Source organism: Nitrospiria bacterium, assembly GCA_036397255.1.
Taxonomy (GTDB): domain Bacteria; phylum Nitrospirota; class Nitrospiria; order DASWJH01; family DASWJH01; genus DASWJH01.
This window is the reverse complement of the sequence record DASWJH010000026.1, coordinates 1-21,600: the sequence shown is the minus strand read 5'-3', so window position 1 is coordinate 21,600 and position 21,600 is coordinate 1. Positions and strand designations below refer to the sequence as shown.

At 44.1% G+C, this 21,600-nt stretch carries 22 protein-coding genes and 1 riboswitch; of the genes, 16 read left to right on the top strand and 6 right to left on the bottom strand.

What is annotated here, in order from left to right; genetic code table 11:
- Positions 1-3: 3 nt before the first annotated feature.
- Positions 4-1,536 (bottom strand): carboxypeptidase M32, encoded by a 1,533-nt coding sequence (locus VGB26_03750; GenBank protein ID HEX9756898.1) that lies wholly within the window; start codon positions 1,534-1,536, stop codon positions 4-6.
- Positions 1,537-1,597: 61 nt separating this feature from the next.
- Positions 1,598-1,732: a hypothetical protein gene (locus tag VGB26_03745; GenBank protein ID HEX9756897.1), complete on the bottom strand. Its 135-nt coding sequence runs from the start codon at positions 1,730-1,732 to the stop codon at positions 1,598-1,600.
- Here VGB26_03745 and VGB26_03740 point away from each other — a divergent pair.
- Positions 1,719-1,862 (top strand): hypothetical protein, encoded by a 144-nt coding sequence (locus VGB26_03740; GenBank protein ID HEX9756896.1) that lies wholly within the window; start codon positions 1,719-1,721, stop codon positions 1,860-1,862. The two genes, VGB26_03745 and VGB26_03740, sit on opposite strands and share 14 nt — an antisense overlap.
- A 237-nt stretch (positions 1,863-2,099) precedes the next feature.
- Here VGB26_03740 and VGB26_03735 read toward each other — a convergent pair whose 3' ends face one another.
- Positions 2,100-2,795, bottom strand: coding sequence for a hypothetical protein (locus VGB26_03735; GenBank protein ID HEX9756895.1), 696 nt, complete (start codon positions 2,793-2,795; stop codon positions 2,100-2,102).
- Here VGB26_03735 and VGB26_03730 point away from each other — a divergent pair.
- Positions 2,769-5,252 carry an N-6 DNA methylase gene (locus VGB26_03730; GenBank protein ID HEX9756894.1) on the top strand — a complete coding sequence of 828 codons (2,484 nt, stop codon included), beginning with the start codon at positions 2,769-2,771 and terminating at the stop codon, positions 5,250-5,252. The genes VGB26_03735 and VGB26_03730 overlap by 27 nt on opposite strands.
- Positions 5,249-6,289: an SIR2 family protein gene (locus VGB26_03725; GenBank protein HEX9756893.1), complete on the top strand. Its 1,041-nt coding sequence runs from the start codon at positions 5,249-5,251 to the stop codon at positions 6,287-6,289. Before VGB26_03730 ends, VGB26_03725 begins: the two co-directional genes overlap by 4 nt.
- Here the strand turns inward: VGB26_03725 and VGB26_03720 are convergent.
- Positions 6,260-6,553 (bottom strand): hypothetical protein, encoded by a 294-nt coding sequence (locus VGB26_03720; GenBank protein ID HEX9756892.1) that lies wholly within the window; start codon positions 6,551-6,553, stop codon positions 6,260-6,262. The genes VGB26_03725 and VGB26_03720 overlap by 30 nt on opposite strands.
- On the opposite strand from VGB26_03720, the gene VGB26_03715 reads away from it, so the two are divergent.
- The 13 genes from VGB26_03715 (at position 6,552) to VGB26_03655 (ending at position 18,841) form a co-directional block, all read left to right on the top strand.
- Complete coding sequence (locus tag VGB26_03715; protein HEX9756891.1) at positions 6,552-7,151, top strand: transposase; 600 nt, start codon at positions 6,552-6,554, stop codon at positions 7,149-7,151. The genes VGB26_03720 and VGB26_03715 overlap by 2 nt on opposite strands.
- 77 nt (positions 7,152-7,228) lie before the next feature.
- Positions 7,229-7,528 carry a nucleotidyltransferase family protein gene (locus VGB26_03710; GenBank protein ID HEX9756890.1) on the top strand — a complete coding sequence of 100 codons (300 nt, stop codon included), beginning with the start codon at positions 7,229-7,231 and terminating at the stop codon, positions 7,526-7,528.
- A gap of 163 nt (positions 7,529-7,691) precedes the next feature.
- Entirely contained in the window at positions 7,692-7,916 is a 225-nt protein-coding gene (locus tag VGB26_03705; protein ID HEX9756889.1) for a HepT-like ribonuclease domain-containing protein, read from the top strand.
- Between the two features lie 406 nt (positions 7,917-8,322).
- Positions 8,323-8,541: a hypothetical protein gene (locus tag VGB26_03700; GenBank protein ID HEX9756888.1), complete on the top strand. Its 219-nt coding sequence runs from the start codon at positions 8,323-8,325 to the stop codon at positions 8,539-8,541.
- A gap of 48 nt (positions 8,542-8,589) precedes the next feature.
- Positions 8,590-8,790, top strand: coding sequence for a hypothetical protein (locus tag VGB26_03695; protein ID HEX9756887.1), 201 nt, complete (start codon positions 8,590-8,592; stop codon positions 8,788-8,790).
- 73 nt (positions 8,791-8,863) lie between these two features.
- Positions 8,864-9,096: riboswitch (cobalamin riboswitch) on the top strand.
- A gap of 134 nt (positions 9,097-9,230) precedes the next feature.
- On the top strand, positions 9,231-10,118 hold the full coding sequence (locus VGB26_03690) for a cobalamin-binding protein (protein ID HEX9756886.1): 888 nt from the start codon (positions 9,231-9,233) through the stop codon (positions 10,116-10,118).
- Positions 10,115-11,161, top strand: coding sequence for an iron ABC transporter permease (locus VGB26_03685; GenBank protein ID HEX9756885.1), 1,047 nt, complete (start codon positions 10,115-10,117; stop codon positions 11,159-11,161). Before VGB26_03690 ends, VGB26_03685 begins: the two co-directional genes overlap by 4 nt.
- Positions 11,158-11,961 (top strand): ABC transporter ATP-binding protein, encoded by an 804-nt coding sequence (locus VGB26_03680; protein HEX9756884.1) that lies wholly within the window; start codon positions 11,158-11,160, stop codon positions 11,959-11,961. Before VGB26_03685 ends, VGB26_03680 begins: the two co-directional genes overlap by 4 nt.
- Before the next feature lie 106 nt (positions 11,962-12,067).
- Positions 12,068-12,757 (top strand): energy transducer TonB, encoded by a 690-nt coding sequence (locus VGB26_03675; GenBank protein HEX9756883.1) that lies wholly within the window; start codon positions 12,068-12,070, stop codon positions 12,755-12,757.
- Between the two features lie 364 nt (positions 12,758-13,121).
- Positions 13,122-15,137: a TonB-dependent receptor gene (locus tag VGB26_03670; GenBank protein ID HEX9756882.1), complete on the top strand. Its 2,016-nt coding sequence runs from the start codon at positions 13,122-13,124 to the stop codon at positions 15,135-15,137.
- Positions 15,138-15,326: 189 nt separating this feature from the next.
- Complete coding sequence (locus VGB26_03665) at positions 15,327-15,515, top strand: DNA gyrase inhibitor YacG (protein HEX9756881.1); 189 nt, start codon at positions 15,327-15,329, stop codon at positions 15,513-15,515.
- A 325-nt stretch (positions 15,516-15,840) separates the two neighbouring features.
- Positions 15,841-17,076 (top strand): precorrin-6y C5,15-methyltransferase (decarboxylating) subunit CbiE, encoded by a 1,236-nt coding sequence (cbiE, locus tag VGB26_03660; protein HEX9756880.1) that lies wholly within the window; start codon positions 15,841-15,843, stop codon positions 17,074-17,076.
- 241 nt (positions 17,077-17,317) lie between these two features.
- Entirely contained in the window at positions 17,318-18,841 is a 1,524-nt protein-coding gene (locus VGB26_03655; GenBank protein HEX9756879.1) for a cobyric acid synthase, read from the top strand.
- A gap of 57 nt (positions 18,842-18,898) precedes the next feature.
- On the opposite strand, the gene lptG is transcribed toward VGB26_03655, so the two are convergent.
- Positions 18,899-19,981: an LPS export ABC transporter permease LptG gene (gene lptG, locus VGB26_03650; protein HEX9756878.1), complete on the bottom strand. Its 1,083-nt coding sequence runs from the start codon at positions 19,979-19,981 to the stop codon at positions 18,899-18,901.
- Between the two features lie 7 nt (positions 19,982-19,988).
- Positions 19,989-21,080, bottom strand: a complete 1,092-nt coding sequence (gene lptF, locus VGB26_03645) for an LPS export ABC transporter permease LptF (protein HEX9756877.1) — start codon at positions 21,078-21,080, stop codon at positions 19,989-19,991.
- Positions 21,081-21,600 lie beyond the last annotated feature (520 nt).

Genomic DNA, 21,600 nt, shown 5'->3' with positions numbered 1-21,600 from the left:
CTTTTAATCATGATAGATCTCTTTTACTTTTTCTTCCAAATACCGAATAAAATAACTGGGGTTGAGAGGTTCCCCCGTAACCCTTCTTACAAGTTCTTCAGTGGGAAACGTCCTTCCCCAACAATGAATTTTTTGATTGAGCCATTTCTTTAATGGAAGAAGGTTCCCTTTTTCAATCTGATCCAGTAAATCTGGAAGTTCTTTTTTGGCCTGATTGAAAAATTGAACGGAATAAAGGTTTCCTAGGGTATAGGTGGGAAAATAACCAAAGGAGCCATGGGCCCAGTGAATATCTTGAAGCGGGCCCTCACTTTCTTTCTCCGGTACGATCCCCAGATAGGTCTTCATTCGAGAATTCCAAGCCGAGGGAATTTCGTTCACCTCAAGATTTCCCTCAATGACCTCTTTTTCAATTTCAAAGCGCAACAGGATATGAAGGTTGTAGGTCAATTCGTCCGCCTCAACGCGGATCAAGGAGGGCTTAATCAGGTTTATGGCCCCGTAAAAGGTTTGAAGGTCAATTTTGGAAAGCTGATCCGGAAAGGTATTTTGAAGATAAGGAAAAAAAAATTTCCAAAAGCTTTTTGATCGTCCTACACAATTTTCCCAGAGACGGGATTGGCTTTCATGAATACCCAATGATAAGAATTCCCCTAGGGGAGTCCCGAAAAACTTGGGGTCCAGTCCCTGGTCATAAAGGGCATGCCCCCCTTCATGGATAGATCCAAATAGGGCGGAGGGAAGTCCTTTCTCAAAGATCCGTGTGGTAATCCGAACGTCAGTTGGGTGGAAGGAGGTTGTAAAGGGATGATGGGAAAGATCCTGGCGTCCACGGGAAAAATCATATCCCATGGCTTTTAAAACCTTATGCCCAAATTCCAGTTGGCGATCCGGTTGATAAGAGACAAAGAGGATTTCATCTTTGGGCGGGTGAGCAGCCTGCCGAACTTTTTCCAATAAGGGAAGAATGCTCTTTTTTAAAGAATCAAAAAGAGGGGCAATTTGTGAGGCCTTTGTTCCCGGTTCATAGGTATCCAGCAGAGCATCATAGGGAGATTCGGTATATCCTCGATAATCCGATTCCTCCTTTTTTAATTTAATAATGGTTGAAAGGTGTGACTTAAAAAGGGAATAATTATTTTTTTCCCTGGCCTCCACCCAAACCTGAAGAGCAAGGGAGGTTTCTTTTTCCATTCGTTTTACAAAATCCAAGGGAAGTTTTTTGGCCTTGGAGTAGTCTCTCCAGGTCTCTCTCAAAAGGGCTTTTGATTGGAGATCCCAAGCCTCATCAGCGTTTTCCAATAACGCCCCGGTTTTTAAATCGATCCATTGGGAAAGGAGATTTTCCATTTTTGGCGATATGAATTGCTGATGGGCAATGCCTTGAAGCGTAGCAAGCTGATCGGCTCGGGCTTCCGCACCTCCCGGGGGCATGTAGGTCTCCTGGTCCCAGGAAAGAACGGCTGCTGCACTGGAGATGTGTTGAATCTCGAGTAAGAAAGAGGTAAGTTCCTTTAATGTTTCTAACGTTTTCAACGGGTTCTCCTTTAAAAATGAGGATTCATGGAGATCAGTCTAGTGCATGCGGCCTGTTTTTTCAAATTATTTTATAAATGTTGTGACGGATGATTTGATGATTATGTCCGATCACATTTACCGCATCATTGTAATCGCAGGGGCGGACCTGTGTGTCCGCCCCGATGGGACGGGTATCGATAATGATGGCGCACACATTGGTGCGCCCCACCCTCGAACACATCATCCGCAATGAAGATGAATTAAACCGCATCCGACAATATATCCGTGACAATCCCATGAATGGGGGAACGGATGAAGAAAACCTCAATAGAAGAGCCCGATAGAAAATTTACAAATTTTTCCACCGTTTGACATTTATACCTGTAATTTCATATTGTTAGAATAATTCATACTATTGAGAACTGCATTTCTAGTGTCCTCTTCCTCATCAATTCAATCCCCCTCACCTTTATCCTCTCCCCCTTCGAGGGGGAGAGGGGAGGGAGAGGGGGTGGCCAGCAGTTGACCATAGGACATTAGTTTTGCAACTCTCAATAATCAAGCACAGGAAGGCGTAAAGTTTAACTATGGCTCAACCCCCTCAAGCCGTCATCGAGTTGGTCAATCGGTTCGAGCAGAATATCGAATCCTACCGTAGTCCGGCCTATAATGAGACCCAGCTTCGACGCGAGTTCATCGATCCCTTCTTCGAGGCACTTGGATGGGACGTGACCAATAAAGCGGGCTATGCCGAGGCTTACAAGGACGTCATCCATGAAGATGCGATCAAGGTCGGCAGCGCGACCAAGGCCCCCGACTATTGCTTTCGCATCGGTGGGGCACGGAAATTTTTCCTTGAAACGAAAAAACCGACTATCCGTATCAAAGACGATATCAGTCCTGCCTATCAGCTTCGGCGCTATGCCTGGAGTGCCAAGCTTCCGCTCTCCATCCTGACCGACTTTGAAGAATTTGCCGTTTACGACTGCCGGATTCCCCCCAAACCCAACGACAAACCAAGCGTAGGCCGTATCCTTTACCTTACCTACAATGAATATGCGGCGCGGTGGAGTGAGGTTGCCTCCATTTTTTCTAAGGATGCCGTCCTCAAAGGCTCCTTTGATAAATTTGCAGTATCGAGAAAGGGAAAGCGCGGCACTTCCGAAGTTGATTCCGAGTTCCTGACCGAGATTGAAACCTGGCGCGATTCCCTGGCTCGTAATCTGGCACTGCGCAATCCCGACCTCTCCGTGTGTGACCTTAATTTCGCCGTTCAACGGACCATCGACCGGATCATTTTCTTGCGGATGTGCGAGGACCGCGGCATCGAGCTTTATGGACAACTCATGGGATTGCTCAACGGGGAAAACACGTATAAGCGATTGCAGTACATTTACGGCCTTGCAGATGACCGGTATAACTCCGGTCTCTTTCATTTCAAGCCGGAGAAGGGAAGGGCGGAAGCTCCCGATGAGTTAACCCTCATGCTCTCCATTGACGACAAGGTCCTTAAAGACATTATTAGACGCCTCTATTACCCGGAAAGTCCCTATGAGTTTTCGGTCCTGAGCGCCGATATTCTTGGGAATGTCTATGAACAATTCCTGGGCAAGGTCATCCGTCTGACGGCGGGACATCGGGCGGTGATCGAGGAAAAACCCGAGGTCAAGAAAGCCGGCGGGGTTTACTATACCCCAACCTACATTGTGGACTATATCGTTAAAAATACGGTGGGAAAAATCGTAGGGGCGGATCTGCGTGTCCGCCCTGACAGGACGGACACCAATAACAAGGGCACACACATCGGTGCGCCCCTACAGCGCATGACCCCAAAACAGATTTCGAAATTGCGCATTCTCGACCCCGCCTGCGGCTCCGGTTCGTTTCTCATCGGGGCTTATACCTATCTCCTGGATTACCATCGAGACTGGTATGTGAAGGATGGGTCTGAGAAGCACACAAAGGAAATTTACCAGGGTGCGGGCGGCCAATGGTTTCTGACCACACAGGAAAAGAAACGTATTCTCCTCAATAACATCTACGGCGTGGACATCGACAGCCAGGCGGTGGAGGTGACCAAGTTAAGTCTTCTCCTCAAGGTGTTGGAAGGAGAGAACCAAGAGACGCTAAACAAGCAGTTAAGAATGTGGCGGGAGCGCGCCCTGCCTGATTTGGGAAGTAACATCAAATGCGGCAATAGCCTCATAGGTCCGGATTATTATGAAGACCGCCAAACCACGATGTTTGATGATGAAGAGGTCCAACGGGTCAATGCCTTCGACTGGAAGGCTGAGTTCCCGGTAATTATGAAGGCGGGCGGCTTCGATGCGGTGATTGGTAATCCGCCGTATGTGCGAAGTATTACCCTGAAGGAAAGCGATCCTGTTCTTTGGGATCTATACAGGTCACACTATCGGTCAGCATCTTCAAGGGAATGGGATATTTACCTCATTTTCGTTGAAAAAGGTCTTAGCTTCCTAAAGAAAAACGGCAAGTTAGGTTATATCCTTCCAAACAAGTTCTTAAATTCTCAGGTGGGAGAAAATCTGCGGGCTGTTCTTTCTGAAGGGAGGTACCTCGAGAGACTTATTCACTTTGGAGCCTTTCAGATTTTCCGTGGAGCGACGAATTATACATGTCTCCTCTTTTTACACCGAGACGGAAAAGATTCAGCCGATGTGGCACGCTACATCGGGCCAGTCAATAACTCGAGGATACCGTGCCCCCTTCCTGAAGACGCACCAGTCTTGTGGAAAACTTCCAAAATTCTTGCCGCAAAGCTGATGGCGGGCCCTTGGGAGGTTCCTTCATCTAATGGAAAATTTCTTGAAAAGCTTAAACGATGGCCTGGGTTGGATAGCATAGCGCATGTCTTTCAGGGGACAGGAACAAGAGCAGACAGTGTTTACCTGGTAGAATTCCGAGGTAGGAAAGGGAATTCCGTTCGCGTTTACTCCCCTGAAAAGGACGCTGAATATTTGCTAGAGTCTACTTTTTTAAAACCAGCTCTACGTGGTCGTAGCATCGGCGCCTACGAAATAGCAGAAGAAGAGTTACTTCTTATCGTCCCTTATGAAGTTATCAATGGAAAAAGCGTGCTTGTTTTGGAAAAGAAGCTGGCTTCTCTTGCGCCGAGGACACTGGAATATCTCCGTGAATGTAAACCAAGATTAGATGAGCGGGAGAAAGGCCGCTTTAAAGGAAAAGGTTGGTATCGCTACGGGCGTCCGCAGAACCTTAACCGATTTGAAGTTTCAGAGAAAATCGTCTTTCCAGACGTAGCCAACCGTGGTGCGTGTACACTGGATACTAAAGGTCGGTGGCTTTTGGATACCGCTTATGCCATCGTGGTTAAGCCAAATACCCAGTGTGATCAACGGTTCATTCTTGCGATACTGAACTCCCCCGTCCTTACTTATTTCCTGAAGGAGACGGGCACGGCGCTGCGAGGAGGATATTTCCGACTGAAGACTGCGTATCTAAATCCATTTCCTTTACGCTCTATTAATTTTACAGACCCCTATGATAAAGATCTCCACGACAAAATGGTGATGCTGGTCGAGCAAATACTGGATCTACATAAGCGGTTGAAAGCAGCAAAGACCCCGGATGACAAAACACGGCTCCAGCGCCAGATTGACGCGACCGATAAACAGATTGACCAACTGGTCTACGAACTCTATGGGTTGACGGAGGAGGAGATAGAGATTGTAGAGGAAGCCACGTCGAGATGACCAAGTCCGTAACCTGTCTCTTTCTCGGCTCCGGTGCGAGCTATGCGTTGGCTGGCATTCCCCCTCAGAGTGAGTTTTTGTGTTCAGTTTTAAATAATGTGAAAGCTCGGTGGATCGACAATTGCGGTGTAGATAGGAAAATTAAAATTGGTAACAGACGTCTTTCATCCTGGATGCTAGATGTAGGCGATGTTGAACTATGTATGTCCTATCTTCATAACAGGGCAGATTATGCAGATTCTAGTCCTAGCAAATCAAAGAGAAATGCCAGAAGAGCGATTGTTAATATGCGTGTGGCCATTGCAGATTATCTCAGGAGTTCCAGACCAAAGCGCGATATTCGAATAAAATTTCTTAAGTGGTTTAAAAAGCTTCATGACGAAAGCGGCATTATCGTCATTATAACCACTAACTACGACCTTATATTGGAGAAATTACTATTAAGCTCAAAATATAGATATCATTATCCTGGAATTTCCAACAAACAAGAGGGAGTACCCATTTACAAACTCCACGGGTCAGTTAACTGGCTTGAAAAGCTTTGGTTCGAAAGAAAAGAACTAAAACACTCCCAGACACGGTTACCTGTCGTTTTCCCGGTTAGGAGATTGCTACCAAAACCGGGTAAAGGAAACAATAGACAATGGGCTTATTTATTTAGGTGGAAACAATATATGGAAAATGAACAAACTCACAACACCTATGGCCCAATTTTGGTTCCGTTTTTCTACCAAAAGGAACATTGGGTTGGTGAAAGTGGAGGGTGGAATTGTATTTTTCCGGGACATTGGCAAAATGCGGAACGATTCCTTTTAGAAAAGAGTCCCAATCAGTTTTATTTTCTAGGATATAGCCTTCCACCTGCTGATCATTATATGATGGCATGGCTAATCAAGATAATTGAAAAAGCCAAGAAAACTGGCGTCACGATAGTTTGCAAAAACAATCAACAGGAACCATTGGAGAAAGTACTAGAACCATTTTCACCTAATGTTTACCGATGCGGGTTAGAAAACTTCCTCGATGGTCATGTGTAACCGTGCCCTGCGGGTCGTTCTGACAGTTGGCATGATTGACCCGGATTGATTATAAAAGGTGCCTGTCACCTTTCGGAGCGTAAGGTATTGATATTGATGATGACAGGATTCATTGATCAGTGCCCGGCAGGCCGTTTTGATGATTGAACCGGATTGATGATTACCGTTGGTTTTCGTAGGGGCGAATCTCGTATTCGCCCTACATAGGACATTCGCCCCAATCAGGGCGCGGCAAGCAGCGCCCCTACGAAAGGCAAAATCCATGAAATACAACCCCGACATCCATCAGCGCCATTCGATCAGATTGAAAGGGTTTGATTATTCCCAGGCCGGTGCCTATTTTGTGACGATATGTGTAAGGAACCGGGAATGTTTGTTTGGGAATATGGTGGACGGAAAGGTTCAAATGAACGATGTAGGGCGGGTTGTCCAGACGGTATGGGAGGAATTGCCGAAACGCTACCCAGGCGTCGGAACCGATGCTTCCATCGTGATGCCGAACCATGTTCACGGAATTGTGGTTTTCACGGATCATGTAGGGGCAGGGCTTGCCCTGTCCAATCAAAACATCACGCCAAATAAACAGGGCGCAGCAAGCAGCGCCCCTACGTTGGGGGACATTATTCGTGCGTTTAAATCCCTGTCTGCAATTGGCGTAAACCGCCGGTTTGGGCGTTCAGGACAATCCCTTTGGCAACGTAATTACTACGAACACATCCTCCGAACCGAAGACGATTTAAACCGCATCCGACAATATATTCGTGACAATCCCATGAATTGGGAAACGGATGAAGAGAACCCAAAGAGGACGGGACTATACCCGGCGGGCCGTTTTGATAAATTGTTGTCTTGGGACGGGTAAGGGTGGTGTTGAATCCTCTGTCATGAAAGTTTATAATCAATCGGAGATGATCATGGTCCGTTTCAAATGGAGAGACAATGAAGAAAAGTCGTGAGGAGATCTTGAAGGTTCTTCAGAAACACCGGGAGGAAATTCGCGGTTACGGTGTCCGACGGCTGGGTCTGTTCGGGTCCTCCGCCCGAGGAGAACCCACCGAGACGAGCGACCTTGATTTCGTGGTTGAGTTTGAGAGGAAATCTTTTGATGCCTATATGGACCTGAAGGCATTTCTGGAGAAGCTGTTTGGATGCCGGGTGGATCTGGTGATTGCCGATGCGATCAAACCCAGGCTTCGCGGTGTTATCCTGGAAGAGGCGGTCCATGCCCAGGGACTATAAGGTTTGGCTGGAAGATATCTCGGAAATGAATAAAGATCCTCGCAGCAAGTTTGCGGGGTATTCAGAGAAAAAACTGAACTCTCAAATCCCCCTAACCCCCTTTTCAAAGGGGGAACTAAATAGCTATCCCGGAGCAAGCTACGGGGAATAGCAAGTTCAAAAGATCAATGGGTATACAAAGGGAATGTCATCTAAAACCTTTGCCCATGACGTAAAGACCGTTGACGCCGTGGTCCGAAACCTGGAAGTGATCGGTGAAGCGGTCAAGAAGATCCCGCAGAAGACCCGCTGGAAACATTCGGAGGTGGATTGGAAGAAGATCGCCGGCCTTTGCGATATCCTCATTCATGAATACTTGGGGATTGATGCGGATATCATTCCCCACTAATTACGATGTGGTTTCCCAGGGAAATCGGTTCTGCATGCGGCTTTCATGATTTGTCATAATGGGTGGATAAGACACGAGGGAGGGTAACCGGAAGGTAGCGAATGCCAGAGAATGTTCCGTACCTATTTGAACTAATTACCCCACTTGGCTTCTCAGTTCACACGACAGCGACCTATTGGGCATTGATCCAAGGGAAACATCCTGAGGTTGTCGATCAACAAGAAGCGGCAAAGGATTGCATACGGTTGCCCGATCAGATCAGACAGAGCAAACAGGACAAAACCGTCTATCTTTTCTACCGCCCTCGACCGCCATACCATATGTGTGTAGTTGTAAAAAGAACAAACAACATAGGTTTTGTGGTAACATGTTATTTGACGGATAAAATCAAGGAAGGAGAAAAGATATGGCCCACATCCGAGTGATACACGATCCCATCGGAGAAACACTGACCGTGTACTGGGAAGCGCCTCGAACAGATCAAGTTTGCGAAGAAACGGGTGAGGGAGTAGTTCTCATTAAGGATGCCCGAACACAAGAAGTTATCGGTTTTGAACGCCTGTACTACAAACCTGAACCTGGAACCAAGACCATTACGGTTGAAACAAGTGAAGCAACTTTGTAAATAGGTCCGATCAATAATCCCTGCCAAGCTGAACGCCAAGCTACAGAGGTGGCAAGGACGGCACGATACACCGGAAAAGGTTGCCGCCGCGCACCGGAAAGTGTTGCTGAAGCGAGTCGTCCAATCCATGGCGTTCGAGAATCAGCCGGTGAGTATGACCCGCCTCAAGGCCCTTCTGAAGGTAAAAAAGATCCCGGCGGAATAGACTCCACACTCTTTTTCGGTACGAATGAAGGACGCCTCACCTAAACAGAGATCCCAGAGCGGTTGTGCTGTTTTGGCCGGAGGAATTTTCTTCCAAAAAATTTTCTTGACATCCGAAAGGATTTTGTTTTATACAGGTTTCACATTAGAAGTCCAGGCGCTCGGGAAGATGGTGTAAATCCGTCACGGGCCCGCCGCTGTATATGGGGACGAAACCCCTGAAAACCACTGGTTAAAGGCTCTTTCCTAAAAGGGAAATGCCCCGAAGGTTTTAAAAACCTCCGGCCGGGAAGGTAGGGGAAGTAGACTGATCCATAAGTCAGAAGACCGGCCTGGGCAATTTAATCTTCCATCCTCGTTGGCAGGAGATGGCTGATTAACCTTTGGGGTGAAGAACCAGGGAACAATCCTCAAGGTCCAATGGGACTTTGGGGATTTTTTATTTTTGGGGCTTTTTTATAATGATAAATTCAAAAAAAGTACGTTTGAAAACTATCCATTTTCTATCGATTCTCTTATTATTAGCTCCAGGAATGGCTTTCGGTGAAGTGTTCACCGATGACCTAGGCCGGGAGGTTAAAATGGACGTTTCTCCCAAGCGGATTATTTCTCTCGCCCCGGGAGTTACGGAAATCCTTTTTTATTTGGACCTGGATAACCTGGTGATCGGGGTTTCGGATTTCTGCGATTTTCCAGCTGGAGCTTTGAAAAAGGAAAAAGTGGGAAGTTTGAAAGCAAATTTGGAAAAGATTTTGTCCCTTCAACCTGATTTTATTGTTGGGACCGCTGGGGTTTACCAAGAAGAAAATATGGTGAGATTTAAACAGTTTGGAATTCCGTTTTTTTTATTTGAACCCTCCTCGTTGGAGGACATTTTTAGCATGATCGAAACACTGGGAGACATTGGGGGCGTGAGGGAAATCGCAACCCAAAAGGTTCAAATGCTTCGTTTCCGCTTAAGGGGTCTTCGTGAAAAGGTTTCTCCCTTTTCAAGGCCACGGGTTTTATATGTGGTGGACCGAACCCCCCTTTTTTCAGTGGGAAATAAAAGTTTTTTAAATGACCTGATCTTTGAGGCTGGAGGTGTCAATATTACGGGAGATATTCCGAAAGCCTACCCCCTGGTTTCAATGGAGTTTGTGATTCAAAGGGATCCGGAAATTCTTATCCTTGGAACGGACCCAGACCAACCCCTTACGAAAGAGCAAATTCAATATTGGAGCCGATGGTCAAGTATATCGGCGGTCCGGGAGGGAAAAATTTATAAGGTCAACCGGGATTTATTGAGCAGGCCAGGTCCGCGAATTATAGACGGGATAGAAGAATTGGCTGGAGTGCTTCACCCCTCATTAAAAATGAAATTTGATGAATGAAGATCCTGACTTTTTCACGTTGGCTAAAGATTCTTTTGTTCTTATTTTCCGTATGGGTGGTTTCTCTCCTGGTTTGCCTTCTTCAGGGTACCGAGGACATTTCGATGGGGCAGGTTTTGGATATGATTAAAAATCGATGGACCCTCCAGGGGGGAGTTAAATTAAGCGAGGTTAAAGAGGTGATCCTTTTTCAGGTCCGGTTGCCACGTCTTCTTCTGGCGGCCATGGTGGGGGGGACCTTGGCAACGGTGGGTGTGGTCCTCCAGGCCTTACTGCGAAACCCCCTGGCAGATCCCTTTGTGATCGGCATTTCCAGCGGAACGGCCTTGGGAGCAGTCATTTCTTTGCTGATGGGTTTTCAAATTACTTTATTAGGTTTTGCGGCAACCCCCCTGTTTGGATTCCTGGGGGGATTGATCACCCTTCTTTTCCTGTATCGGTTGGCACAAATCCATGGAAAAATTTTAGTCCACACCCTTTTGCTTGCCGGGGTCATACTCAATGCCATGTTTTCGGCCGTCATCATGTTTATCACCTATATGGTTGATTCCACAAAGGTCTTTGGAATTGTTTATTGGCTGATGGGAAATATCGGATCTGTTGAGGGGAAAACGTTGGGCGTATTGGCGGTTTATATAACTGTAGGAATGGCGATTTTGCTGAGCCTGGCAAAAGGGCTTAATTTATTAACCCTTGGGGAAGAGGGTGCGTCTGGACTGGGTTTGCGGGTGGAACAGACCAAAAAAAAGGCTTTTTTGGGAACGGCCCTGTTGACGGGGGCAGTGGTTTCGGTCAGTGGATTGATTAGCTTTGTCGGGATCATGATACCCCATGTTTTAAGGATTTTGATCGGTCCCGATCATCGCCTCCTGCTCCCGGCGTCCTTTTTGGGAGGCGGAATCTTTTTAATGTTGGCTGATACCCTTGGCCGTGTCTTAATTGCCCCAACCGAAATCCCCGTGGGGATCATTACCGCTCTTTGCGGGGGGCCGTTTTTTTTGTTCCTGTTGCGTAGGAGTCGAATGAGGTTTTTTAACCCATGAAAAGCGATGATTTGATTTTCGTAAAAGATCTCGGATTCCGTTACGGCGCGGACTGGGTGCTAAAGGACATCGATTTTTCCATTCAACTGGGAGACGTTTTAGGAATTATCGGGCCAAATGGATCGGGGAAGACAACGCTATTAAAAATTCTTTCGGGGCTCTTCAAACCTGAAAAGGGGGCAGCCTATTTAAGAGGAGAAGATTTAAATAAAATTTCAAAAAAAAGGCTTGCCCAACATATTTCAATTATTCCACAGGAATATATGATTCCTTTTCCCTATACGGTCCTGGAAGTGGTGTTGATGGGGCGATACCCCTATTTGGGGGGATGGTCTTTCGAAGGGAAAAGGGATTATGACATTGCCTATTCTTCCATGAAACTTCTCGAGGTAGACCGGTTTTCCGATTGTTTGTTCTCGGATCTATCCGGCGGGGAAAAGCAACGGGTTATTATTGCACGGGCCCTGACTCAGGAACCGGAAATTCTTCTGCTGGATGAACCTGGGACATTTCTAGACCTGCAGCATCAGTTGGGGATACAGGAGATCATACAGGATTTAAACCAAACACAGGGGATGAGCTTGGTGTTGGTTTCCCATGATTTAAATATGGCTTCTCAATTGTGTCCAAGGCTCCTCCTTTTGGATCAAGGGAGGATGGCCCATATTGGCGCCCCCGAGAATGTTTTAACGGCTGAGTGGCTCCGAAAAGTGTATCACTGTGAGGTAGAAATCGATGTTCATCCCGTTACAGGCAAACCCAGAATAACGCCATTATCCAATGTGATCCGGAATGGTTAACCCTCAAAGACCTTTTTTTTTATTTTTATTCATCTCCCTGTTTTTTCATGGAATGGTTATTTACTTTGGCCTTCTTCATTTCCGTGTTTTGGAAAAGTCTGAACCCATGAAATCTCAGGGAGTAATTCAAGTTTTTCTTTTTAACCATGAAGATGAATCGGTTTCCCAAAACCCTCCATCAGGAAAAGAGGAGGCCCTAAATAAAAAACCATTTAAAACGGAAATGAAAACACCGGTCTCTAAAAAGGCAAAGGAAAAACAGAAAGAACCAGAGGCCCCAAAAAATGAGGCCAAGGAATCTTTTGAGGAACCGTTCCCCCAAAAAGAAGGCAATGCGGAACCTTTGGATCAAAAGATTATTGAAACGGATTTGGCGATCCCGGTAGAATACCCCAACCGATTTCAAGTTTTAAAGCAACCGGCCCATTTTCACCTGAGCGAAGAGGTGTGGAAAAGTGAGGGAGGTGTGGGGAATGAAAAAAATCGGGACTGGAAAAAAGACTATTTAATAAAATACAAGGAACAGATCGTTCGGCGAATCATGGAAACAAAAAAATATCCCCCTCTGGCCCGAAAAAAAAGAATTGAGGGAAGAGTGTCTCTTGATTTTACCATCGGTGCCGAAGGGGACGTAGACAGAATTAAAATTTTTCAATCCTCCCACCAAAAAATTTTGGACGAGGAAGCGATCGATACGATCCGCCGTTCATCTCCCTTGCCGCCGATTCCGGAAGTGCTGGGTCTCACAACGGTCAAAGTCCGAATTCCTTTAAGTTTTAACCTTACTGATGAGTAGGGTGGTTTTTTAATTGAAGAACCCCCGGAAAGGCCTCGACTGGCCATCGGGGTGAGATCGTTCGAACGCTCGGTCGAGGGAACGGGGAGTTTTCGCCGGGCTGTGCGATTTCAAAGGGTTCAGCATAGTATGACGCGGCCTCAGAAGGCCCTCAGGGTGATGGAAAAATCTGCAATGGATTGTCATTCCCGCGGAAGCGGGAATCTAGGAGACGTTGATTTTTCTAAATTCTGGATTCCCGATTAAAACATTCGGGAATGAAGAATCGGATTTTTGTAGGGACATCTCATATTTGAAGAATCCTCACCAAACCGGGGAGAGTGCGGCAGGCTTTGCATTTTCAAATAACAGAATGGAGGAATGGATGCGCCTTTCATCGAAAGCGATTATTTTATTTTGGATTTGTATCTTCTTTCCATACGAATATGTTTTTGGATCTGAAAAATCGGAAAGGGAGGAAGTCTTAGAATTATCAGAAGTATTGATTACCGCCACAAAAGGGGAAACTCCGGTTGAGGAAATCGGTCTGCAGACTTTTTTAATTACAGGAGAGGAAATTGAAAAGAAAAATATCCGGAATGTAAGCGAAGCCTTAAGGCAGGTCCCCGGATTGAACGTGTCCTCCCTTGGAAGTCCGGGCAGCACCACATCGGTTTTTGCGAGGGGGGGAGAGAGTGACCACCTTCTAGTATTAATGGATGGGGTGCCCGTCAATAAATCGGGTGGAGAATTCGATTTTTCTCAATTGTCTACCGAAAATATTGAACGTATTGAAGTGGTTCTCGGCCCGCAGTCGGCACTGTACGGTTCCGAAGCCTTGGCCGGCGTGGTCCAAATTATTACAAAAAAAGGGAAGGGCCCCTTAAAGGGTATGGTTTCCTCCGCAGCGGGACACCGACTGGAGGACAATAAACCCATTTTTGAAAATCGAATCGGTTTGTCCGGAGAGGGATTCACTTTGTCTTATGCCAGAATAGATGATCCGGGGATCCTTCCCATCAATAACCGGTTAACCCGGAATTCGTTTAGCGGGAGGGTGGATTTTTCGCCCAGCGAAAATGTTGCAATGGATTTGGTGGTTCGTTTGGAAGATAAGCGGATTGAATTTCCAACGGAAACTGCGGGGGACCGGTTCGACCCTTTAGACCCCGATCAATTCCTAGAAGAGGATCACTTAACCATCTCAACGGGAATCCGCCAGGGAATTATTCCCGGCCTGACTCACCAGCTTCGTTTGGGATTAACGGACCAGGACCGAAATTCAACGGACCCCCCGAACCCCGGTAGGACGTGCGTGTTCGGGGGATTTCCTTTTTCATGCGATGGGGTCTCTACGACCGTTTTTCAATCCGGGGAGCGCCGTTTTATGTCGGATTATATGGGGACTTTTGAAGGGGATCCCACTGAGGAATTCCATGTGGTTGCCAATCTTGGGGTGGAGTACACACTGGAGGAATTGGTTCAGACCTTGGCTTCGGATTTTGGTTTTGGTCCTTCTTTTGATTTTACTGATGTTTCCAGAACCAATTGGGGTTATTATTTTCAAGGCCAAATGGGTTTTTGGAAAAGGCTTTTCCTAGCGGGAGGAATCCGAGTAGAAGATAATAGTATTTTCGGGAATCACTTGAATCGAAAAGGATCCATTGCTTATCTCATTGAACCCCTTGATTTAAAAATCCGCGCTTCCATCGGAGAAGGGATCAAAAATCCGAGGTTTAGCGAGCAATTCGGAACGAGCTTTTCGGTAGGGAATCCAAACCTCAAACCAGAGGAGTCCTTCAGCTGGGATATAGGGCTAGATCAGGCCTTATTCAGCACCGGAAGTTTTCGTATTACCTATTTTAGGAATGAGATGGAAAACCTGATTGCTTTTGTGAATGATCCAGACTTCGGTGATCCTGATTTTTTGAATATACAAAAAGCGAAAACCCATGGGGTGGAGACCCACTTCCAATTAGACCCTTTTGATTTCCTTCGGTTTCAAGGGGGCTTTACCTATCTCATTTCAAAGGTGACGAATGATGGTGGGATAATAGACCCGAATTTTCAAATCAATCGCGAGTTAACTCGGAGACCACGATGGAGTTCTACTTGGGGGTTCGAATATCATGGTCAGGCATTATTTGTTGGAGTGGGCGGTCAATATGTCGGAAAACGGGATGATGTTAATTTTAACAGTAATACGCGGGTCGTCCAACCGAGTTTCGTGGTTTGGAATGGAAATATTTCTTATACGGTTTTAAAGAATCAGGAATGGCTGGAGCAGATGAAATTGTTTGTGCGTGTATTAAATATTTTTGATAAAAATTTTGAAGAGGTTTTTGGATTTACCTCACCGGGGATCAGTTATATTGGGGGAGTAGAAATCAAATTTGGGTAAGGATTTGGGCTGATTTTGGATTTTAGTTTTTCGTCCTATGTCCTTTTTTTCTTTTGAGTCCTCATGAAATTTTCATTAGTTTTTATAAAAACCCCAATGTTCCCTTGGGTTTGGACCGACTGTTCAGTCAAATAAACCTCTTTTTACAAGGCTTGAATCCTTTTCTACTTTATTTTATAATTCGGTATTATGTTGATTCAATGTCCCACATGTCATCATAAGGTCACGTGGGAAGAAAATCCGTACAGGCCCTTCTGTTCCCAGCGGTGTAAAGTGATCGATTTGGGCAATTGGGCTGAGGGAAGCTATTTTATTTCTGGAAAAACAAACGGAGAAGACAAACAGGATAAACAGGAGAAGGGCATCACAAAAAATTAATGGACATCGCATTCAAGGCAGCTGTTGATAAAGTTTTAAAAAGAAAGTAAAGGAAAAAGAAAGGCATCATCCTTTCTTACAATCCCATTTAATAAAATTTGACTTTTTTACCAAACCGCAACCATTTAACAGATGAATGAAAATATGGATCAAAAATTGGACCATTTAAAAGGCATTCCATTTTTCCTAAACAAAAAAAACATCCCGTCCAAATTCAACATTCTAGGGGAATCGGATGATTGTGGTGGGAAAAAACAATGGGGGCATATAAATATTGGACCAATTTTTAAAAATAAAACAGTTCAAAGGGAAAGGCAAATAAAAGATGGTCAATGTCATTACACTAGTTGGCGTAGGTACAGACGAGGGAAAGAGCCTCCCCCAAAAGACCTTAGAATTAATCAACAATGCTCAATTATTAGTGGGAATCCAAAAATTAACGGATCTTTTCCAAGATGCACAAGGGGAGAAAGTCCCCCTACCAAACTATCTGGATGATCTGGTAAGATTCTTAAAGAAAAATACTGAGAAAAAAGCCGTTATTTTGGCCTCCACGGATTCCAACTTATTTGGAATCTCAAAGTATCTGTTAAGGCGTTTCTCAAGAAAAGATCTAAAAATTATTCCACATCCTACCTCCATGGAACTGGCTTTTTCTGCCATCAAAGAACCCATGGAAGGGGCTGTGATTACCTCGGTTCATGATATTGAACCATCGGCCTTGGTAAAACTTGTACGGGAAGAGGAAAGGATCGGCTTTTTTACGGACCCCTCGTTTTCCCCTCATGATATTGTTCAACTCCTTGTGGCAGATGGGCAAAAAGATTACAAGGTGTTTTTATGTCAGGACGTAAATACCCGACGGCAAAGAATCCAGGAACTACCCCTTGAACCACTTGGGCGACGGCGTTTTTCCCCTCTTTGTATTTTAATTCTAATTAAAAAAGCCCCTTCCGAAGTGGTAGAGCCCATAACCCCGGCATGGTCTTTTGGCATTCCAGATGAGCGCATTGCCCATCGAGAGGGGATGATCATTCCCTCTGAAATTCGAGCAGTGATCTTATCGAAGATGCAGCTTCGATCTGAACATCTTTTATGGGAAATCGGAGGAGGGTCAGGGGCTTTTTCCGTGGAAGCCAGCCGACTGATTCCCCTTCGGGAAGTCTATGTGGTTGAAAGGGACCTTGTTCAAGCCCGACATCTTTACGAGAATATACACCGTTTTGATGCGGATATTATTACTGTGATCGAAGGGGAGGTTCCGGATGTTTTGAAAGATATCCCGGATCCCGATCGAGTCCTAATTGGTGCTTGGGAAAACTCCACTCCTCGTTTATTAAAGCCCATTTATGATCGCCTGAAACCCGGCGGTATAATGGTCATTCATACCTATTCCTTGGATATTTTAAGCGAAGCGAAACTTTTTTTGCTTGAAAATTCTTTTGATGAAGAAGATATCTCTATTATGGTCTCAAGAAAGGGAAGGGGAATGAATGATTTTCAAAATACCTTCCATCCCACTTTTCTTCTTGTTTCTAAAAAGGAACCCATAGAAAGTTGAATAAAGGAGACCTGTTTGAGAATTTTTTTTTGGCCTCCAAAAGAGGTTCCCAAAATTTTTGATATTTAAATTTGAATAATGATCTAAAAAAAGATACCTTTCTTTTTTCTTTCTTCACCAAGCCATCAGGGTTCCCACAGGAAGCGATAAATAATCAATTTCACCCGGGGCCGAAAGTGCCCTTGGTGCTTGAATCGTTCTTCCATTTAAAAAAAAGAATTTTTTCCGAGAGGAAATCTCTATGGCTAAAGCCATTATGGTTCAAGGAACTGCCTCTTTTGTAGGTAAAAGTATGCTGGTGACCGCTCTGTGTCGAATTTTTCATCAGGAGGGAATCAGGGTTGCTCCTTTTAAATCACAAAACATGGCATTAAATTCCTTTGTGACCCAAAAGGGTGAGGAAATTGGATATGCCCAATCCGTTCAAGCAGGGGCCTGTGATTTAATCCCAACGGTCCATATGAATCCCGTTTTGTTGAAACCCGATTCTGGAAAAGGAATCCAAGTGATCGTTCGGGGTAAGGTCCGCGGCCATATGGCTGTTTCAGAATTCAAAGGGTACCATGATGAAATTTTTAAAATTATAAGAGATTCCTATAAAAAACTTTCTGAAAAGTATGACATGATTGTGATTGAGGGGGCCGGAAGTCCAGCAGAGATAAATTTAATGGATTCCGATTTAGCCAATATGAAGATTGCACAAATGGCGGATGCTCCGGTTCTGTTAATAACCGATATTGATCGGGGAGGGGCTTTTGCTTCTCTGTTTGGGACGTTAGAATTGCTACCCCAGTTGGACCGGGACCGTGTCAAAGGGCTTATTTTTAATAAATTTCGTGGGGAAATTCAACACCTGCGAAAAGGTTTAGCGGATTTAGAACGCCGATGTAAAAAGCCTGTTTTGGGGGTTATTCCCTATCATGAGGCCTTATTCCTGCCGGATGAAGATAGTGTGGGGTTGGAGGATAAACCACGGAATATAACCAACCCTCAAGGGGTTTCTTTTTATGGGATCCGGATCGGAGTGGTTCATTTACCCCACATCTCTAATTCAACTGATTTTGACTCACTTCGACGTGAGCCTCAAATTTCCCTTCAATTTTTGAAAGGCGATGAAGATTTATCGGAATTGGATTTGCTCCTTATCCCCGGAAGTAAAAATCCAATCGATGACCTCATTTTTCTTTGGGAGTCTGGTTTTGCAAAAGCGATTAAACACTATGCGCAATCCGGAGGAGAAATTGGTGGAATTTGTGGTGGATATCAAATGTTGGGACAATCCATCAGGGATCCCTATTTCGTGGAGAATAGGAAAGAGCAGGTAATGGGGTTGGGCCTTTTGGAGGTTGAAACAGTCTTAGAAAAGGACAAGGTGACCGTTCAAGTAAAAGTAGAACCCTGTTCCGACGGGCCTTGGCCACAGGATTTTGCTTTATCCGGTTACGAAATTCATTCTGGAAAAACCAGGGTTCAGGAAGGGGCCAAACCCCTTTTTAAGAAAATTGAGCACGGGGGGGGGGAAGTTACGGAAAAAGAAGGGGCCTACGGAAAAAACGGACTGATCTGGGGGACTTATTTGCATGGGCTATTTGAAAATGATTCTTTCCGGCATTGGTTTTTAAACGAAAAAAGAAAAAAGAAAGCAATTCCTGAATCCTATGAAAAGGGTAGTTTTTCTCACCGGAGGAATACCGATTATGAAAGCTTAGCCCAACTCGTCAAAAACCATATTGACATGAATTTAATTTCAAAACTGGTTTCATAAAACCTCCCTTTTTTTATCTTAGTTTTTCCTGCAATCTCAAAATTTCTTACAGGATTTTTATTGCCCTATTTTTATAAAAAGAAAAGAGCCCAACCCAAAAAACAAAATATTTGAAAGCCAGGCTGAAATCCAGGGGGGCAGGATACCCCCGTGCCCAAGGGAAAGAATAAAGGAAAAGAGTATCCAATAGGTCATGCCAATTAAAATACTTAAACCGATCCCTTTGGTTAAATGAGTTTTCACCCCTTCCTTCAAAGCAAAGGGAATGGCAAGCACCACCATAATAAAACTCGAAAAAGGAAAAGCAAATTTTCGGTGAAGATCAACCGCATATTTTGTGGAAGAGTAACCCTCTTTTTTTAAACGGGATACATAGCTGGATAGTTCTGGGAGAGTCATTTCCTGGTAGTGTAGATTCAATTGTCTAAATTCGTCTGGGGTTTTATTTAAAATGACCGGCTCTTCTTGAAAAGAACGAAAATTAATGCTCCCATCATTTAAAAAATGTCGATGAATTCCGTTGACTAATATCCATTCTCCTTTTTGGTAAAGTAACTCTTTTGCCTCAATTTCTTCCAAAAGCTGAAAATCGCTTCCTAGTTGGTAAACGGTAATACCCAAAAATTGATTTTTGGCAGGTTCAATTAATTGTATATTGTAGATGGTGTTTTGGTTTTGTTTAAACCACAATTTTCCCTGTTTGAAAAACACATCTGGGTTTTTCTTTTCGATTAAGACCTTCCGAACAAATTGGGCCTTGCGATTCAAAGAAGGAATGAGGGAGAGATTTAGAAAAAGCATAATCAAACTGGCCAACAACCCAAAAACCAGAAACGGAATAATAATCCGGGAAATGTTTATTCCTCCGGTTTTAAATGCGGTGAGTTCATTTCGCCGGGAAATCAAACCCAATGTTAAAAAAGTAGAAAGTAATATGGCGATAGGGCACATTTCAAAAACGATACCTGGGAGTTTAAGGAGAAAGTAGAAAAGGATGTTTGAGACGGTGGCTTCATGGGTAACAAAAACCCTGATTTTTTCGAAAGAATCTATTGTCAAATAAAGGGTAACCAGAGCTCCCAAACAAATTGAGAAAAATTTTAGAAGCTCAGAAACCAAATAACGTGTTAATCGGTTCATATATATTTCATCCAATTCGCTTCGAAAATTTCCAAATCACAAATGGAGCAATAATCGTTGCGAGAATATTTGGTAACCATGCCCCAAACCAAGGGGGGATAAATTTTGAAGCTACCAAAATATCGCCGAAGACCCCAATGCTGTAATATAGAATGACCACGAAAACACCAATGAAAAATCCTCCTAAACGACCACTTTTTTTAAACCCTATTCCAAGGGGGGCACCCAATAACCCAAAAACCAAACAGGCAAAAGGAAGTGAAAAATTTCGGTGATATTCTTGAAGGTATCTTAAGGCCTGCACATCCTCCCCATTGGATTCAGCAAGCATTTTTTTAATTTCTTTTAAAGAGGGTTGTTTCCTTGATGGAGAATCTAGGGACGGGTCTAACTCAAAGTTTAAATCATAGGTGGCAAACTTAATCCGTTCATAACTTTTAGGGTTTTTGTCCTTGTGGTGAATCGTGCCTTGGGTTAGGCGAAATGCAATTAAATTAGGCGTTGGGGAAGAAACCAAGAGACCTTCCTTGGCGATAATTAAAATGGGTTCTTGGGATTTTCTAAGGTCGGAAATAAAAATTCCATTTAATTGCGTGTCTGATTCAATATGATCAACATATATCATCAATTTATTTGAAAGATCATTAAAAGTTCCCTCTTCCAGACCCACCGTTGCATTGGCCTTGAGTAAGTTCAGGGCCATATCCTTAAAGGAGGTTCCACTCCATGGGGTGGTGTTAAACGATATGAGATAAGTCAATGCCATGGTGATGAAAGAAAAAATAAAAAGGGGGCGAAGGATTCGATAGAGACTGATTCCCGCAGATTTTAGGGCAATCAATTCTCCATCAGCGGTAAAACGGCTAAATGTGACCATAGCCGTGATAAGCATCGATACGGGTATGGTTATAATTAAAAAAACGGGAAGTAAAGAAAGAAAAATTTTCCCAAGAAAGAGAAAACTCGCTCCACGTGTAAGGAAGGGTTCCATTAATCTTAATAACTGGTGAATTAGAAGAAGAGCGCTAAGAAAGCTTAAATTGATAAGAAAAGGGGATAGTAATTCCTTATAAAAATACCGGTCAATTTTTTTCCACATGAAGGATCCTTTGGTAACCCAGGCATTATATCTTTAATCTCCTTTTATTGTAAATGATTTGGGAAAATGATATCTAAAGGATTTAGAATAAGTGCCCGATTTTCATGTAAAACTTTTTTGACAAGGTATTTCGGGCGTGATAGGAATTTCAATAAATATTTTAAAGAGCTTCGTAGTTTGTGAAGGAAAATTTTTTTTAAAAAGATTAAAAGAAAAAAACATGGGAAGGATGTCCTTAACGGTTTTTTTTAAAAAAAAGGAAATACGAAGATGGATTAATCCGAGATGTAGTTTTCCGTGATCGGAATCAGGTTTAAAGGAGGTTAAATTGAAAAGCACTAGAGCGGTAAAGTTGTTTAACGGTCGAAAAGGGTTTAGTTTAATTAGAGTCTGTATTTTAACATTCAACTTGCTGAATTTGCGTTGAAAAAGTATAGTAGGGAAACAAAATCAGCAAGGAGGATCAATGGAGCTTTTGAACGAACTTTCTTTCACGCTTGAGAAACCGCACTGGGCGGTC